The following is a 15847-nucleotide window of genomic DNA, read 5'->3' on the forward strand; positions in this document are numbered from 1 at the left end:
GTATAGGAATGAAACCGACGTAAAGAAGGCAGTTGCATGGCCCGCGCTTTCGGGGCGGCCGGGCTCTGCTCAGGTGTTTCGGGCAGGCGCTCAGCCCGCCAGCCGCGCCCCGCGCAGCCGCCGCACGCCCCAATCCGCCAGCAGCGCCACCACCGTGACGGCGATCAGCACCGTGCTGACGGCGGCGATGGTCGGCTCCACCTCCAGCAGCAGGCTGTTCCAGATCCGCACCGGCAAGGTCTCGGACCGGACGCCGGCGAGGAAGAGGGAGATCATCAGCTCGTCGAAGGAGGTGAGGAAGGAGAAGAGCGCGGCGGAGATGGCGCCCGGCAGGGCCAGCGGCACCACCACCCGGCGGAACACGCCGAAGCGGGTGCAGCCGCAGATCATCGCCGCCCGTTCCAGGTTGGGGTCCACCGCCTGCAGCGCGGATTGCAGGATGACCAGCACCACGGGCAGCGCCACCACCGCATGGGTCAGGGCGATCCAGGGCTTGACGCCGATCAGGCCCCAAGGGGCGGACAGGAAATAGACCGCGATGGCGGTGACGACATGCGGCACGATCAAGGGCGCCAGCAGGAAGGCGGTCAGCGCGCCCTTGCCCTTGAACCCCGCCCGCACCATGGCATAGGCGGCGAGGAAGCCGAGCACCGTCGCGATGACGCAGGTCATCGCCGCGATCCAGAGCGAGTTGAGCAGCGCGTTCCGCCAGCGCGCATCGCCGAGGAAGCGGTCATACCAGTGCAGCGAGAAGCTGCTGGGCGGGAATTTCAGGTAGCCATCGCCGCTGAAGGAGGCGATGACGACGATGACGATGGGCGCCAGCAGCCCGACGCAGAACACCGTCACCAAGGCGCGCACCAGGGCGGTGCGGATCACCAGCCCGCTCATGCCGCCAGCCCCGGGCGCTCCGCCGAGAACCGGTGATAGACGGCGTAGAGGCTGAGCGTCACCGCCAGCAGCACCAGCGTCATCAGCGCCGCGACCGGCCAGTTCTGCGTCAGCTCGATCTCCCGCTCGATCAGCATGGCGATCATGATGTCGCCTGGGCCGCCCATCAGGGCGGGGGTGATGAAGAAGCCGACGCCGAGGATGAAGACGATCAGCGCACCGGCAACGACGCCATGCAGGGTGAGGGGGAAGAACACCTTGCGGAACACCTCGAAGGGGGAGGCGCCCATGCCCTCCGCGGCCTGCAGCAGGCGCGGGTCCACCGCCTTCATGGCGCTGTAGAGCGTCAGGATCATGTAGGGCAGCAGCACATAGGTCATGCCGATGATGACGCCGGTGCGGTTGTACATCAGCTCCAGCGGCTGCTGGATCACGCCGAGGCCGAGCAGCGCCTGGTTGATGAGGCCGTTACGCCCCAGCAGCACCATCCAGGCATAGGTGCGGACAATGACGCTCGTGAAATAGGGCAGCAGGATGCAGACCAGGATGGCGGTGAAGGCGAGGCCCTTCGCCCGCGTCAGCGCATAGGCAAGCGGGTAGCCCAGCGCCAGCACCACCAGGGTCACCAGGAAGGCGATCCAGTTGGTGTTGAGGATGGCGGCGAGGATGGTGCGGGAGCCGAGGGTGGCCACCGCCTCCTCCCAGATCTCCGACAGCGAGCCGAGCTCCCCGAGCGCCGCCGAGAGGAACCAGCCGATCGGGCCGACGAAGATCAGCAGCATCAGCAGCAGGGTGGGCGCCAGCAGCAGCAGGGCGCCAAGACGGCCGAGCGGCATCAGCCGGCCAGCAGCCGGCAATCACCGGCGTCCCAACTTGCGGTCACCGTCTCGCCCGGGCCGAAGATGGCGGCGCCGGCGGCATTCGCCGCATCTACCAGCAGCGGCTCCGGCTCGCCCAGCTCCACCGCATAGCGCACGACATTGCCGAGGAAGGAGGCGTGGCGGATGGTGCCGGAGAGGCGGTTGGGGCCGGCGGGCGCCGCCCCGGCGGAGAGCGTCACCTTCTCCGGCCGGACGAAGAGGAAGCCGCCTTCCGCGCCCAGCGCGCCGCTGCCGGCTTCGAGCGGTGCGCCCTTGGCGGTGACGGCGCCGCCCGCGGCCGGCTTCGCGGCGAGCAGATTCGCCTCGCCAAGGAAGCGGGCGACGAAGGCGTTCTCCGGCTTCTCATACACCTCCCGCGGCGGGCCGAGCTGGGCGATGCGGCCGTGATTCATGATGGCGATCCGGTCCGACATGGTCAGCGCCTCCTCCTGGTCATGGGTGACGTAGACCATGGTGGTGCCGAGCCGGCGCTGGATCTCCTTGATCTCCACCTGCATGTGGTAGCGCAGGTTCTTGTCGAGCGCGCCCAGCGGCTCATCCATCAGCACCACGGGCGGGTGGGCGACGATGGCGCGGGCCAGCGCCACGCGCTGCTGCTGGCCGCCAGAAAGCTGGCGGGCATAGCGCTTCTCGAACCCCGTCAGCTTCACCATCTGCAGCGCGTCCCAGACGCGCGTCTCCACCTCCTTCTGCGGCTTGCGCTGCACGCGGAGGGGAAAGGCCACGTTCTCGAACACGTCGAGATGCGGGAAGATGGCGTAGTTCTGGAACACCATGCCGAGGCCGCGGGCGCGGGGCGGCGCCTTGGAGACGTCGCGGCCGGCCAGCACCACCCGCCCCGCATCCGGCAGCACGAAGCCCGCCAGCATGGAGAGCGTGGTGGTCTTGCCGCTGCCCGAGGGACCGAGCAGCGTCAGGAATTCCCCCGGCGCGATGTCGAGATTGACATCCGCCACCACCGTCTCCGCGCCGTAGCGCTTGGTCAGCCCTTCCAGCAGGATGGCGGGGGTGGTGGCGGGACCGGAATCCCGCGGCATCAACCCAGGATCCAGCGCGACCACTGGCGGTTCACGCGGTCCCGGTTGTCCTCCCACCAGGCGATGTTCTTGTAGAAGCCCTTGTCCGCCGAAGCCGGGCTGCCCGGCATGCGGGTGAGCTGCTCCGCCGGCAGCAGGGCGAAGGCCTGTTTGTTGGTCGGGCCGTAGGTCAGGTCGCGGCAATACCCCGCCTGCGCCTCCGGCTGCAGCATGAAGTCGATCAGCTTCTGGCCGCCGGCGACGTTCTTCGCGTCCTTGAAGATGCCGACCGCCTGGACCTCGATCATGTTCTCGTTCCACTCGATCCCGAGCGGCGCGCCGCGGTCCATCAGCACCTGCACGCGGCCGTTCCAGAGGCCGGCCAGCACCACTTCCTTGTCCGCCATCATCTGCGCGGAGAGCGCGCCGGTGTCCCAGAATTTACGGATCTGCGGGCGGATGCGGCCCATGGCGCGGAAGGCGCGGTCGATGTCGATGGGGTAGAGCTTGTCCTTCGGCACGCCATCGGCCAGCAGGGCGAATTCCAGATAGGGATTGCCGGTGGCCATGTCCGCCAAGCTGCGCGGGCCGGGGAATTTCGTCGCGTCCCAGAATTCCGCCCAGCTCTTCGGGTGCCTGCCGTCCGGGAAGGCTTCCTTGCTGTAGGCGAGGACGGAGCCGTAGAGCATGTTGGCGGCGCGCGTCGGCAGCCGCACCTCGGCCGGGATGTCGTCCGGCTTGGTCCAGCGCCAATTGCCGTAATCCAGCGGGGCGAGGGCGTTCTGCCGGCGGAGCTGCTCCAGGATGCTGTCGCCGGCGTCGATGACGTCCAGCTCCACATTGTTCGCGCGGAACATGGCCAGCAGCTTCGCCGCCGTCGCGGCGACGGCGGTCACCTTGATGCCGGTGGCCTGGGTGAAGGGGTCGTACACATACTTCCGCATGACGTCGTCATAGACGCCGCCCGGGTTGCGGATGATGACCTCCCCGGCCTGGGCCGCGGCGGTCTTGACGAAAGGCATGGCAAGCCCTGCGGCCAGCAGGGTGCGGCGCGGCAGAATCAGTCCCGACATCGGCGGTTATCCCCTCGATGCGGCGTCGTCCCCAGAGTGTTCTTGTTGCTGCGCAGCATTCCTGGCCAGGGGCCCGCGGTCAAGCAGCTTCGCGGCCGGCGGCGAGGGAGGATCGGGGTTTTGCCCCATGGCCCCCGTCCTGCCGGCGTCAGGCCGCCCCTGGGCTGCGGCGGCGCCTATTCCTGCACGACATAGGTGTGGAATCGGATCTGCCCGTCCGGCCCCTTCTCCCGGTACAGGCCCTGAATTTCGTTTTCGAAGCCAGGGAAGAGATTCGCCGCCCGCTCGAAGGCTTTGAGATAGGCGATCATCGGCCGCGAGCGCTGCCCCAGCCTCTCCCCCGGGATAACCGTGGCAATCCCCGGCGGATAGACCAGCCAGAGCGTCGCGGCGATCCGCCCTTCCGCCTCCTCCAGCGGCACGTAATCCACCTTGTTGCGCACCAGCGCCCGCACCGCTGCCTGCGCCGGCATGGCCATGTCCGGGAAATGCTCCTCGCGGAACTGCGCCGCCTGCAGCCGGCTGACATCCTCCGCCCGGTAGAAGGCATGCATGGCGGCGCAGAGGTCGCGCAGCCTTGCCTTGCCATAGCGCGCGCGCCGCTGCGCGACGAAATCCGGGATCACATCCTCCAGCAGCGCATTTTCGTCATGCAGCTTCTTGAAGGTGACGAGGTGGGAGAGCAGCGTGCCCGCCTTGCTGCTCTCCACGCCCGGCGTCAGCAGGAAGAGCAGGCTGTTCAGGTCGTTCTTCTCCGGCACGATGCGGTTCTGCCGCAGATATTCCGCCACGACCGGCGCCGGCACGCCATGCTCGTCATAGCCGCCGTCGCGGAAGCCAGGGGTCAGCACCGTCAGCTTGTTGGGGTCGGTCATCGCCCAGCCTGGCGGGACATCGCCGAAGCCGTGCCAGCCCTCCTCCGCCTTCAGCGCCCAATAGGCGGGGTCGGCGGCGAGCAGATCGGTCGGCACCGTCTCCCAGGGCGCGGCCTCGCCATTCGGCAGCCGCACCTCCTTCGGCACGAAGGGCTCGAAGAACCAGCGCCGCGCGGGGTCGGTCTCCTTCTCCTCGAATTCCCGCCGGGTCAGCCGCATCTTCTTCCGGATCTCGATGCCGAGGCGGATGGTGTCGTCCCACAGCACCTCGCCGGAGCGGCCCTTCATCATCTGCGCGCCCACATCCAGCGAGGCGAAGAGCGGGTAGAAGGGGCTGGTGGAGGCGTGCAGCAGGTAGAATTCGTTGAAGCGGTGGTGGTTCACCTTCCGCCGCTGCCCTTCCAGATGCGCGTCCCGCACATGGATCTGCGAGGCCTGCGAGAAGCTGGCGAGCTGCTTGTGGGTGCTCTGCGTCACGAAGATGCCAGGGCTCTCCGGCCCCAATTTCTGCAGCCCCATCCCGAACCGCCCCTTGAAGAGCGGGTGGAATTTCATGAAGCCGGCCCAGGCCTCGTCGAAGACGATGTAGTCGCAGAGATGGCCGATCTTCGCCAGCACCGCTTCGGCCGAGTAGATCGTGCCATCATAGGTGCATTGCTCGATGACTGCGGCGCGGAAGGGGCGGGGGCGGCGCCAGGCTTCCTTGTCCTGCACCAACGTGTTGTCGCGGATCGCCTGCCGCAGCCTCTCCTCCTCCAGCGCCGCCAGGTTCATCGGCCCGATCAGCCCGTGCGGGTTGCGCGCCGTCTCGACGAAGACCGGCACCGCGCCGCCGAGGAACAGCGCACCGTGATGCGCCGCCTTGTGGTTGTTGCGGTCGAACAGCACCAGGTCGCCCTCCGCCAGCAAAGCGGAGAGCACGATCTTGTTGGAGGTGGAGGTGCCGTTCAGCACGAAATAGGTGCGTTCGGCGCCGAAGATCTCCGCCGCCTCCTGCTGCGCCTTCAGCGCCGGCCCCTCATGTGTCAGCAGGTCACCGAGCTGCAGCACGGAATTGTCGAGGTCGTCGCGGAACACCGCCTCGCCCAGATGCTCGACGAAGATGCGGCCGATCGGGCTGCGGCTGTAGAACATGCCGCCATTATGGCCGGGGCAGGTCCACAGCATGTTGCCCTGCTCGGCATAATCCACCAGCGCGCCGAAGAAGGGCGTCTTCAGCGTCTCGGCATATTGCCGCAGGCGGGAGACCAGATTCTTGGCGATGAATTCCGGCGTCTCCTCGGCGAGGAAGATGAAGCCGTCTACATCGTCCAGCACCTCCACCGGGATGTCCTCCAGCCGGTGGCGGCGGACCAGCACGATGATCGGCACATCCAGGCCGCGCTTGCGCACCAGGTGGATCAGCGCGGCGGACTTCCCCTGCAGCCCCTTCTTGCCCCAATCGACGATGATGCAGCCCAGCGCCGCATCGGTGCGGATCACCAGCTCCGCATCATCGTCGCGGCGGGCGCGGGTCACGGCATAGCCCATGCCCTCGACGCGGGTCAGGATCTCCCGCAGCCGCACGCCTTCCAGATCGGTCTCGTCGAAATTCGGAGCGCAGACCAAAAGCTTGAAGCGTCGTGCGTATTCCATGGTCCTCTCCGGTGCCGCGGCGCCGCGCGCGGCGCCCTACCAGCTCGTCAGGGCGCGCAATTGCGGGGTTTTCTTGTACTGATGCTGGCCCATGCGGCGCAGCAGCCCGTCCAGCTCCGCGATCGCCAGCAGCAGATGCGGGCCCTTGTTCAGCATGATGCATTCGGCCCGCGCCGCCATGGCGGCATCCGTCATCTCGCCGCGCAGCGGGGTGCCCTTGCGCACCAGATGCTCCAGCACCTGGGTGGCCCAGATCACCGGCACATGCGCCGCCTCGCCCAGCCAGAGGATCTCCTCCTGCATCTCCGCGGTGCGGGCGAAGCCGATCTCCACCGCCAGGTCGCCGCGGGCGATCATGATGGCGGTGGGCTGCTGACCGGCCGCCTGCACCAGCATCTCCGGCAGGGCGCGCACCGCGCGGGTGGTCTCGATTTTCAGCACCAGGGAGAGCGTCCGCCAATCCTCCGGCCGGTGCTCCGCCAGCGCCGCCTGCAGCAGGCGGATATCCTCGGCCGACTGCACGAAGGAATATTCGATGCCGTCGGCATGGCGGGCGACGAAGGCCAGATCCTCCCGGTCCTTCTCGCTCAGCGCGGCGCAGCGGATCGTGGTGTCCGGGAAGTTCAGCCCTTTCTCGCTGCGCAGCTTCGCGCCGTCCTCAGGCACCCGCGTCACCCGGGCGAGCAGGCCCCAGGCTGCCTTGCGCTCCACGACCGTCTCGATCTTGCCGTCATCGACGAAGAGCCGGTCGCCGGGCGCCACCATCTCCAGCACCTCCGGCAGCGTGCATTCGGCGGCGAAGGTGGTGGGGCCTTCCGGCGCCTCCCCAAGCCCGCCGGGCGGCACCACGGCCAGCAGGGACTCCGGCATCACCCGCTGGCCGGGGCCGGGCAGGCGCAGCGCGCCGGTGCGGATCTTCGGCCCGGCCAGATCCATCAGCACGCGCATGCGGTGGCCGGTGGCCTCGGCGGCGGCGTCCCGGTGGCGGATCATCCGGCCCCAGGCCGCCGCATCGTCATGCGCGCAATTCAGCCGCACCGCCTCCACCCCGCGCCGCGCAAGCTGCAGCATGAAGCCCGGGTCATCGGCCGCCTCGCTGGGGCAGGTGACGAGCAGCCCGACCGGACGCTGCGGCGTCGCCGGCCCCAGCACCTCCGCGGTATGGCGGGCCAGGGCGCGTTCCCCGGCGAAGAAATCCTCCGCCGCCGGGCGCGGCGCCGGGGGCAGGCCGGCGAGCCCGGCCAGCGTCGCCCGTACCGCCTGCAGCGCCGGCCGCACCCGGCTTTCCAGCCTTCCGAGCGAGGACAGGCCGAGCACCATCAGCAGCCGCTGCAGCGGCCGGATATCGTGCCGGCGCAGCGCCAGGTACCAGGCGAGGTTCTCCGCACCGGGGGCGAATTCCGCGCGTGGGCCCGGCGCGCCCCAGCCGGCGGCGATGCGGCCTGCCTCCGCTTCCAGCGCCTGCAGCAGCTCCTCCAGCACCGCGTGCAGGGCAGCGGCATCCGGCAGCCCCGCACCCATCTGTGTCGGCAGGCCGTGCCGGCTGAGGATCGCCTCCATCGTTGTGTCACCCTTTGGCTGCATCCTTGGCGGTCTAGCCTCCCCCAACGCCGGGCGTGGATGAAGTTGCAATGACCGCGAGCGCGGCGCTCAGTATCGTTCCGGCACGTAGAGCTCCGACGGCAGCGTCCGGCGTTCGTAATTCGGGTCGAAGACCCGCTCCGGCAGCACCACCGGCGGATGCGGCACTTCCTCATAGGGGATGCGGGAGAGAAGATGGGCGATGCAGTTCAGCCGCGCCCGCTTCTTGTCATTGCCCTCGACGATGTACCAGGGCGCCTCGGGGATGTTCGTCCGCTCGAACATGTCCTCCTTCGCCTTGGTGTATTGCTCCCAGCGGACGCGGGACTGCAGGTCCATGGGCGAGAGCTTCCACTGCTTGATCGGGTCGTGGATGCGCATGAGGAAGCGGAATTGCTGTTCCTGGTCGGTGATGGAGAACCAGTACTTCACCAGGATGATGCCGGAGCGGACCAGCATGCGCTCGAATTCCGGCACGTCGCGGAAGAAATCCTCCACCTGCTGCTCGCTGGCGAAGCCCATCACCCGCTCGACGCCGGCGCGGTTGTACCAGCTCCGGTCGAACAGCACGATCTCCCCGGCCGCGGGCAGGTGCGGGACGTAGCGCTGGAAATACCATTGCGTCTTCTCGCGGTCCGAGGGCGCGGGCAGGGCGACGACGCGGCAGGTGCGCGGGTTCACGCGCTGGGTGATGCGCTTGATGACGCCGCCCTTGCCGGCGCTGTCGCGGCCCTCGAACAGCACGACGAGCTTGAGGCCCTTGTGCATCACCCAGTCCTGCAGCTTCACCAGCTCGGCCTGCAGGCGCATCAACTCGCGGAAATAGGCGCCGCGCTCCAGGGCCGGGCGCTTATGCGCATGCCGCAGCGCCCGCAATTCGGGCGGCAGGCGGCTGTCATCGATCTCCTGCTCCAGCTCCTCGTCGAAATCATCCTCGAGCTCGAGCTCGACCCAGGGGCGATCGGCGGGCGCTTCGGTGGAATCTGGCATCTGTCCTACCCTTGATCCTGCCTGGTGGTGCCAGGGCTGGCGCGCCAGACTGCGGGAGGAGGCGGGACGCATCTATCACGAAAGCATGACAGAGGCGGAGCGCGGAGGCTTCGCCGCCAACCCCCGCCAGGGGCTCTGCCCCTGGACCCGCCGGGGAAGAGCGTCCCCCGGGCCCGCCTCGAGTCTGCCGGTTCAACCTGCCGGCTGCGTCCGCCGCCCGGCGAGGCCGAGCCCGAGCAGCATCACCGGCAGCAGCGCCAGCCCCGGCGGGGCCGGCACCGGCGTGGCCTCGGCGAATTCCGCGGTGAAGAGCAGATGCGGAATGAACCAGCTCACCCAGGTCGGGGATTCGCCATCCCAGAAGATGAAGCCGCCGCCCAGGCCGCCATCGCCGATGGCCCTGGTGACGGTGGCCGCCAGCAGCGGGTCAGCGACGCCCGCCGTCGTCAGGATCGCGATGTAGGAGGCGCCGGCGGTGAGGGCGAGGCCGATGCCGGTGAAGCTATACCCGGTCTCGGCGCCGGGAATGCCGGCCGTCGGCGCGCTGGTGTAGAGCGGGCTGCCGGCCGGCGCCTCGCCGCCCCATTCGGCGATGGCCAGCATGAAATGCCCGGCATCGCTGGCCCCGAGCTCGAAGCTGGGGTGACGGTCGGCGCCTGGGAGACCAGCACCTCATAGTTGCCGAAATGGCTGCCACGACAAGGGCGTGACGGAAAGATGCCTGTGTCGCTCAGCCGCTCAGCGCAGCGCCCTCGATCACCTCGCCGAAGCGTTCCCAGGTGCTGCCGGTCCAGCGCTGCAACTGCATCTGCCGGATCGGGTGGAAATTGCTCGGCGAGGTGTTCACCGTGATGCCGGGGATCAGCGTGGCGGGGACGAAGCCGCGCAGATTCGCGACCTGGCGCATGACGTTGTCGCGGGCGAAATTGCCCTCGCATTGCCGCAGCACCTGCATCAGCGTCTGCGCCACGCCATAGGCGAAGGGGAAGCTGCCATCCTTGATATCGCCCTCCGGGAGGTATTTCGCCATGAAGCTGCGCCATTCGTTCATCCCGGCATCCTGATCCCAGGCCGGGTCCGTCGGGTCCTTGAGATAGGCGGAGGTGATGATGCCGATGCCGCGTTCCGGCCCCGCCGGCTCCATCACCGTGCCGACGCTGATGGAGACGTTCGTCAGGTAGTGCAGCGGCCGCCACCCCACCTCGAACACCTTGCGGATGGATTGGGCGGCGAATTTCGGCGTGGTGGCGGTGAGCATGATATCGGCGCCGCTGCCGGCCAGAGTCACGATCTGGCTGTCCACCGTCGGGTCCGTGGCTTCGTGGCTGACGGTGCGCACCATGCCGTCGAAGCGCGCACCCAGCACGTCCCGCACGCCGGCGACGTAATCCTTGCCGAAATCATCGTTCTGGTAGAGCAAGGCGAGCTTGCCGTTCGGCTTCTGCTCCAGCAGGTGCTTGGCGTAGATCTGCGCTTCCGTGCGGTAGCTGGGTTGCCAGCCGATGGTCCAGGGCGTTTCCCGGTAGTTGCCCCATTTGTCGGCGCCGGTGGAGAGGAAGAGATGCGGCACCTTGCGCTGATTCGCGTAGCGGACGATGGCGCTGTTGGCCGCGGTGCCGAGGGTGTTGAAGAGGAAGGCCACGCGGTCCTGCTCCACCAGCCGGCGTACCTGCTCCACCGTCTTGGGCGGGCTGTAGCCATCATCATAGGTGATGAAATTGATCTTCCGTCCGGCGATACCGCCCTGGTCATTGATCATGCGGAAGAAGGCCTGGTGGGAACGGCCGATGGAGCCATAGGCGCTGGCCGGGCCGCTATAGGGCATGGTGTTGCCGATGCGGAGCTCCGTGGCGGTGACGCCAGGCGCTTCCTGCGCCCGGGCCAGGCGTGGCGCGGCAAGGCCGGCCGCGGTGGCGGCCAGCAGCGTGCGGCGGGTGTGCATCGGCGTTGTTCCTCCCTGTCGTTCTTATCCTTCACCGGCGGCAGGGCGTGGCAGGTCAGACATGCGCGCCCTCGATCACCCCGCCGAAGCGTTCCCAGGCGCGGCCATTCCAGCGCTGGAGCTGCATCTGGCGGATGACGTTGTAGTTGTTCGGCTGGCTTTGCACCTTCACCCCGGGCAGCAGCGTGGCGATCTCCATCGGCGCGATATCGGTCGCCTGGCGCATGACGTTCTCCCGGCTGAAATTGTTGCCGCATTGCTTCAGCACCTGCAGCATGGTGCTGCCCACCCCATACGCATAGGTGTAGTTGTTGTCGCCCAGCTCGCCATCCGGGACGTAGCGGCGCATGAAGTCACGCCATTCATTCATCCCCGGGTCATTCACCCAGGCGGGATCGGACTGGTCCTTGCGGTAGTCGGAGGTGAGCAGGCCGATGCCCTTCTCGGCACCGGCCGGCTGCATGACGGTGCCGACCGAGACCGAGACATTGGTCATGAACATCATCGGCTTCCAGCCGAGATCGAAGACCCGCCGGATGGCCTGCGCCGCGAAGCGCGGGATGATGCCGCAGATCAGCGCATCGCAGCCCGCCGATTGCAGCGAGACGATCTGGCTGTCGATGGTCGGGTCGGTCGCCTCATGGCTGGCGAGCTTCACCATGGCGTCGAAGCGCGCCCCGAGCACGTCGCGCACGCCGTTCACATAATCCTTGCCGAAATCGTCGTTCTGGTAGAGCAGGCCGAGCCTCGCATCCGGCTTCTGCTCCAGCAGATACTTCGCGTAGATCTGCGCTTCGGTGCGGTAGCTTGGCTGCCAGCCGATGGTCCAGGGAAACTCCCGCGGATTGGCCCATTTGTCGGCGCCGGTCGCCAGGAAGAGATGCGGGATCTTCCGCTGATTCACATAGCGGTGGATGGCGCTGTTGGTCGGCGTGCCGAGCTGGTTGAAGAGGAAGGCGACGCGGTCCTGCTCCACCAGGCGACGCGTCTGTTCCAGCGTGCGGGGCGGCTGGTAGCCGTCGTCATAGGCGATGAAATTGATCTGCCGCCCGGCAATGCCGCCCTGGTCGTTCACCCGCCTGAACATGGCGGCGAGGCCCTTGGTGATGACGGAGTAGGCGGAGGCAGGGCCAGAGAGGGCGTTGGTGCTGCCGATGCGGATCTCCGTCGCGGTCACGCCCGGCGCTTCCTGGGCCGGCGCGATCTGCGGCGCGGCCAGCGCCGCGGCGGTACCGGCGAGCAGGGCGCGGCGGGTCGTCCTCATCATCGTCTCTCCCGGTCTGAGGCCATGTCTCCCCCGTCAGCGCCGAGGGCAACGCACTGGACAGGGAGATGATGGCGGTTTGTCGGCATCGTCAGCCCGCGCCCCGCCGCAGCCTTGCCGCCAGGCGGCGCAGCAGCCCGGCGAAGCCATCCGGCAGCAAATAGAGGAAGGCGATGAGCAGCACGCCATAGATCACGCCCGGCGCCGCCTTGCTGATCGCCTCCGCGATGTTCGGGACGAAGAGCACGAAGAGGCCGCCGAAGAGCGAGCCGAGGATGGAGGCGACGCCGCCCACCACCATGCCGACGAAGAGGTTGATGGAGAGGGCGAAGCTGAAACTGTCCGGCGCCACATATTCCACCGCGACGGCAGAGAGCGAGCCGGCGAGGCCGGTGATCATGGCGCTCACCGCGAAGGCCTGGGTCTTCAGCGCGGCGATGTCCATGCCCATGGCCTCGGCGGCGATCGGGTGGTCCCGCGTCGCCATCAGCGCCCGGCCGATGCGGCCGCGGATGAGGTTCCAGGCGAGCAGGAAGCACAGCGCCGCGACGATCAGCGCCACGCAGTACATCCACTGGTCGGCGTTCAGCGGCAGGAAGCCGGGCGGGTCCGGCTTCACGAGGAACAGGCCCTGCACGCCGCCGGTCCAGTCCTCGATGGCGCGGTGCTTCAGGATCTGCGGCACGGCGACGGCGAGCGAGAAGGTGGTGAGCGCCAAATAGAGCCCGCCGAGGCGGAGCGCCGGAAAGCCGACGCCATAGCCCACCAGCCCGCACACCGCGGCGGAGACCGGCAGCGTCGCCCAGAAGGACCAGTCCAGATGCGACATCAATATGGCGGTGGCATAGGCGCCGACCGCGAAGAAGGCGCCATGGCCCAGGCTGATCTGGCCGTTATAGCCAGTGACGATGTTCAGCCCGAGCACGGCCAGCGCCATGATCACCGCCATGGTGAGCTGGAACAGATGGAAACTCTCCAGCAGCCAGAGCGGCACCAGCGCCGCGGCAAGCCCGGCCAGCAGCAGCGCGCCGCGCTGCCAGGCGGCGAGGCCCGCGGCGGGGCGGCGCAGGGGCAGGGCGGCGATGCGGTCCGTGGCGCTCATCCCCGCCCTCCCTAGACGCGGCTCAGCACCACCCGGCCGAACAGGCCGGAAGGCTTGACGACGAGAACGCCGATGATGATGGCCAGCGCCACCGTCAGCTTCAGCTCCGTCCCGACCACATAGGCGCCCGCCAGATTCTCCAGCACTCCTACGGCGAAGCCGCCGATGACGGCGCCCGAGGGGTTGTCGATGCCGCCGAGCAGCGCGCCGGCGAAGGCGTAGAGCAGGATGCCGAGCATCATGCTGGGGTCGAGAAAGACCACCGGCGCCACCATCATGCCCGCCACCGCGCCGATCGCCGCCGCCAGCCCCCAGCCCAGCGCCAGCATCCAGCCGACGCGGATGCCGACCAGCCGCGCCGAGCGCGGGTTGTAGGCCGCGGCGCGCATCGCCAGCCCCAGCCTGGTATGGCGGAAGAAGAGATAGACTAGCACCAGCACGGCCAGCGTCACCGCGGTGCTGCCCAGCTCATGTGCCGAAACCAGCCCGCCGAGCAGCGGCCTCTCGCTCTCGAAGGGTGTCGGGAACAGCTTCGTGGTGTAGCCAAAGATCCAGCCCGTGGCGTTGCCGATGATCAGCAGCAGCCCGATGAAGACGCCGACATGGGTCAGCACCGGCGCGTTCTGCACCGGCCGCATCAGCAGCCGCTCCACCGCCGCGCCGATGACGAAGGAAATGGCGATGGTGGCTAAGAAGGCGACCCAGTAGGGAATGCCTGCCTGGATCATGCTCCAGGCGATGAAGGTGGATAGGGTCGCCATCTCGCCCTGCGCGAAATTCACGTGATGCGTCGCCTGGTAGATCATCACCAAAGCAAGGGAGACGGCGGCATAGATGCCGCCTGTGGCGATGCCGGCGATGATCTGATGCGTGAGCCCATCCATACTCATGCTCCGTAAGAGCCGGCCGATTCAGATCTCTGCATCTGCGATGCTCCGATCATCGGACGGCCTCAGTACCCCAGATAGGAATGGCGGATCGCCTCATCCTCGCGCAGCTCCACGGCGGGGCCGGCGACGACGATGCGCCCGGTCTCCAGCAGATAGGCGCGGTCGGCGAGTTCCAGCGCGAGGTTGGCGTTCTGCTCCACCAGCAGGATGCCGACGCCGCTCTCCTCGCGGATGCGGCGCATGATGGCGAAGATCTCCTGCACGATCAGCGGCGCCAGGCCGAAGCTCGGCTCGTCCAGCAGCAGCAGGCGGGGGCGCAGCAGCAAAGCGCGGGCGATGGCCAGCATTTGCTGCTCCCCGCCTGAAAGCGTGCCGGCCTGCTGCCGCCAGCGCTGCTTCAGCCGGGGGAACCACGCCCACATGCGCTCGAAATCCGCCTGCACCTCGCGGTCGCGGCGGATATAGGCGCCGAGGCGGAAATTCTCCTCCACGGTCAGTTCCATGAAGGTGCCGCGTCCATCCGGCACATGGGCGAGGCCCAGCCGGGCGATCTCCTCCGTCGCCCGCCCCGCGATGCTCTGGCCGCCGAGGCGGATCTCGCCGGCGGTGCGCAGCATGCCGCAGACGGCGCGCAAGGTGGTGGTCTTGCCTGCGCCATTGGCGCCGAGCAGCGCGGTGACGCCGCCCTCCTCCACCTCGAAGTCGAGCCCGTGCAGCACCGGCGCGGCGCCGTAGCCGGCGGTCAGCCCCTTCGCCTCAAGCAGCGCGGGCATGGCCGCCCCCATCGCCGAGATAGGCGCGGATCACCTCAGGGTCGCGGCGCACCTCGGCCGGCGTGCCATCGGCGATCTTCCGGCCGAAATCCAGCGCCACCACCTTGTCGGAGACGCGCATGACCAGGTTCATGTGGTGCTCGACCAGCAGGATGGCGCAGTGGAAGCGGGCGGCGACCTCCCGCAGCAGCGCGGCCAGCGCATCCACCTCGCCATGGTTCAGCCCGCCGGCAGGCTCGTCCAGCAGCAGCAGGCGGGGGCGGGAGATCAGGGCGCGGGCCATTTCCACCCGCTTCTGGGTGCCGAAGGGCAGGGCGGCCACCGGCACCTCCGCCACATGGTCGAGTTCCAGCAGGGCGAGAAGCTGCGCCGCCTGCACCGCCGCCGCCCGCTCTTCCCGCCGCGCCGCGGGCAGGCGCAGCGCATTGGCGAGGAAGCCGGTGCGGCCCTCGGCATGCGCCCCGGCCAGCACATTCTCCCTGACGCTCATGCTGCGGAACAGCGCCAGGTTCTGGAAGGTGCGGCCCAGCCCCAGCGCCGCCATGCGGTGGCGCGGCTGGCCGGTAACCACCTCGCCGGCGAAGCGCACAAGGCCGTCACTCGGCCGGTAGATGCCGCTGATGACGTTGAAGAGCGTGGTCTTGCCGGCGCCGTTCGGGCCAATCAGCCCGCAGATCTGCCGGTCCTCGACCGTGAAGGAGACCCCGGCCACGGCGGTGACGCCGCCGAAGCGCACCACCACCTCCTCCACCTCCAGCAGCGCCACGACTCAAGCCGCCCAGCGCGATGCGCACGCCAGGACGGGCCGGCCCGGAAGGACCATGCCGCAACCTCCCCATTCTTGCCGCCCCGGCGCTTGGCCGGCCGGGGCTTATCCTTGAATGGGGATATTGGAGCGGAGATCGCGCCCGTGGCGCAAGCCACAAAACACAAC

General features: G+C 68.4%; 14 protein-coding genes. All 14 read right to left on the reverse strand.

Translation table 11 applies throughout. The features are described from left to right. Window positions 1-90: 90 nt before the first annotated feature. Entirely contained in the window at window positions 91-891 is an 801-nt protein-coding gene (locus E5N76_RS04420) for an ABC transporter permease (RefSeq protein ID WP_149536075.1), read from the reverse strand. After that, window positions 888-1727, reverse strand: coding sequence for an ABC transporter permease (locus tag E5N76_RS04425; protein WP_149536076.1), 840 nt, complete (start codon window positions 1725-1727; stop codon window positions 888-890). Before E5N76_RS04425 ends, E5N76_RS04420 begins: the two co-directional genes overlap by 4 nt. After that, entirely contained in the window at window positions 1727-2809 is a 1083-nt protein-coding gene (locus E5N76_RS04430; protein ID WP_149536077.1) for an ABC transporter ATP-binding protein, read from the reverse strand. Before E5N76_RS04430 ends, E5N76_RS04425 begins: the two co-directional genes overlap by 1 nt. Next, window positions 2809-3861, reverse strand: a complete 1053-nt coding sequence (locus E5N76_RS04435) for an ABC transporter substrate-binding protein (protein ID WP_149536078.1) — start codon at window positions 3859-3861, stop codon at window positions 2809-2811. The genes E5N76_RS04430 and E5N76_RS04435 overlap by 1 nt, the downstream gene beginning before the upstream one ends. Window positions 3862-4037: 176 nt before the next feature. Beyond that, window positions 4038-6371 (reverse strand): Orn/Lys/Arg family decarboxylase, encoded by a 2334-nt coding sequence (locus E5N76_RS04440; protein WP_149536079.1) that lies wholly within the window; start codon window positions 6369-6371, stop codon window positions 4038-4040. Between the two features lie 36 nt (window positions 6372-6407). Further along, window positions 6408-7931 (reverse strand): pyruvate kinase, encoded by a 1524-nt coding sequence (locus tag E5N76_RS04445; protein ID WP_235907568.1) that lies wholly within the window; start codon window positions 7929-7931, stop codon window positions 6408-6410. Between the two features lie 90 nt (window positions 7932-8021). After that, a complete protein-coding gene (ppk2, locus tag E5N76_RS04450; RefSeq protein WP_149536080.1) occupies window positions 8022-8942 on the reverse strand; it encodes a polyphosphate kinase 2 in 921 nt (306 codons plus the stop codon). A gap of 192 nt (window positions 8943-9134) precedes the next feature. After that, window positions 9135-9545, reverse strand: a complete 411-nt coding sequence (locus tag E5N76_RS04455; RefSeq protein ID WP_149536081.1) for a hypothetical protein — start codon at window positions 9543-9545, stop codon at window positions 9135-9137. A gap of 127 nt (window positions 9546-9672) precedes the next feature. Further along, window positions 9673-10884 carry an ABC transporter substrate-binding protein gene (locus E5N76_RS04460; protein WP_149536082.1) on the reverse strand — a complete coding sequence of 404 codons (1212 nt, stop codon included), beginning with the start codon at window positions 10882-10884 and terminating at the stop codon, window positions 9673-9675. Between the two features lie 55 nt (window positions 10885-10939). Then, the gene (locus E5N76_RS04465) at window positions 10940-12148 is read right to left on the reverse strand and encodes an ABC transporter substrate-binding protein (protein ID WP_207791859.1); all 1209 of its coding nucleotides are present in this window, start codon (window positions 12146-12148) and stop codon (window positions 10940-10942) included. 91 nt (window positions 12149-12239) lie between these two features. Next, on the reverse strand, window positions 12240-13250 hold the full coding sequence (locus E5N76_RS04470) for a branched-chain amino acid ABC transporter permease (protein WP_149536084.1): 1011 nt from the start codon (window positions 13248-13250) through the stop codon (window positions 12240-12242). 11 nt (window positions 13251-13261) lie between these two features. Beyond that, window positions 13262-14134 carry a branched-chain amino acid ABC transporter permease gene (locus E5N76_RS04475; RefSeq protein WP_149536085.1) on the reverse strand — a complete coding sequence of 291 codons (873 nt, stop codon included), beginning with the start codon at window positions 14132-14134 and terminating at the stop codon, window positions 13262-13264. Between the two features lie 68 nt (window positions 14135-14202). Further along, window positions 14203-14913 (reverse strand): ABC transporter ATP-binding protein, encoded by a 711-nt coding sequence (locus E5N76_RS04480; RefSeq protein WP_149536086.1) that lies wholly within the window; start codon window positions 14911-14913, stop codon window positions 14203-14205. Then, window positions 14897-15679, reverse strand: a complete 783-nt coding sequence (locus E5N76_RS04485) for an ABC transporter ATP-binding protein (protein WP_149536087.1) — start codon at window positions 15677-15679, stop codon at window positions 14897-14899. Before E5N76_RS04485 ends, E5N76_RS04480 begins: the two co-directional genes overlap by 17 nt. Window positions 15680-15847 lie beyond the last annotated feature (168 nt).

Source organism: Siccirubricoccus phaeus (genome assembly GCF_008360935.1).
GTDB classification, from domain to species: domain Bacteria; phylum Pseudomonadota; class Alphaproteobacteria; order Acetobacterales; family Acetobacteraceae; genus Siccirubricoccus; species Siccirubricoccus phaeus.

Bases quoted from the DNA above. Each gene is read 5' to 3' on its own strand.
- E5N76_RS04420 (WP_149536075.1), bottom strand. From the start codon at position 891: ATGAGCGGGCTGGTGATCCGCACCGCCCTGGTGCGCGCCTTGGTGACG.
- E5N76_RS04425 (WP_149536076.1), bottom strand. From the start codon at position 1,727: ATGCCGCTCGGCCGTCTTGGCGCCCTGCTGCTGCTGGCGCCCACCCTG.
- E5N76_RS04430 (WP_149536077.1), bottom strand. From the start codon at position 2,809: ATGCCGCGGGATTCCGGTCCCGCCACCACCCCCGCCATCCTGCTGGAA.
- E5N76_RS04435 (WP_149536078.1), bottom strand. From the start codon at position 3,861: ATGTCGGGACTGATTCTGCCGCGCCGCACCCTGCTGGCCGCAGGGCTT.
- E5N76_RS04440 (WP_149536079.1), bottom strand. From the start codon at position 6,371: ATGGAATACGCACGACGCTTCAAGCTTTTGGTCTGCGCTCCGAATTTC.
- E5N76_RS04445 (WP_235907568.1), bottom strand. From the start codon at position 7,931: ATGGAGGCGATCCTCAGCCGGCACGGCCTGCCGACACAGATGGGTGCG.
- ppk2 (WP_149536080.1), bottom strand. From the start codon at position 8,942: ATGCCAGATTCCACCGAAGCGCCCGCCGATCGCCCCTGGGTCGAGCTC.
- E5N76_RS04455 (WP_149536081.1), bottom strand. From the start codon at position 9,545: ATGCTGGCCATCGCCGAATGGGGCGGCGAGGCGCCGGCCGGCAGCCCG.
- E5N76_RS04460 (WP_149536082.1), bottom strand. From the start codon at position 10,884: ATGCACACCCGCCGCACGCTGCTGGCCGCCACCGCGGCCGGCCTTGCC.
- E5N76_RS04465 (WP_207791859.1), bottom strand. From the start codon at position 12,148: ATGAGGACGACCCGCCGCGCCCTGCTCGCCGGTACCGCCGCGGCGCTG.
- E5N76_RS04470 (WP_149536084.1), bottom strand. From the start codon at position 13,250: ATGAGCGCCACGGACCGCATCGCCGCCCTGCCCCTGCGCCGCCCCGCC.
- E5N76_RS04475 (WP_149536085.1), bottom strand. From the start codon at position 14,134: ATGGATGGGCTCACGCATCAGATCATCGCCGGCATCGCCACAGGCGGC.
- E5N76_RS04480 (WP_149536086.1), bottom strand. From the start codon at position 14,913: ATGCCCGCGCTGCTTGAGGCGAAGGGGCTGACCGCCGGCTACGGCGCC.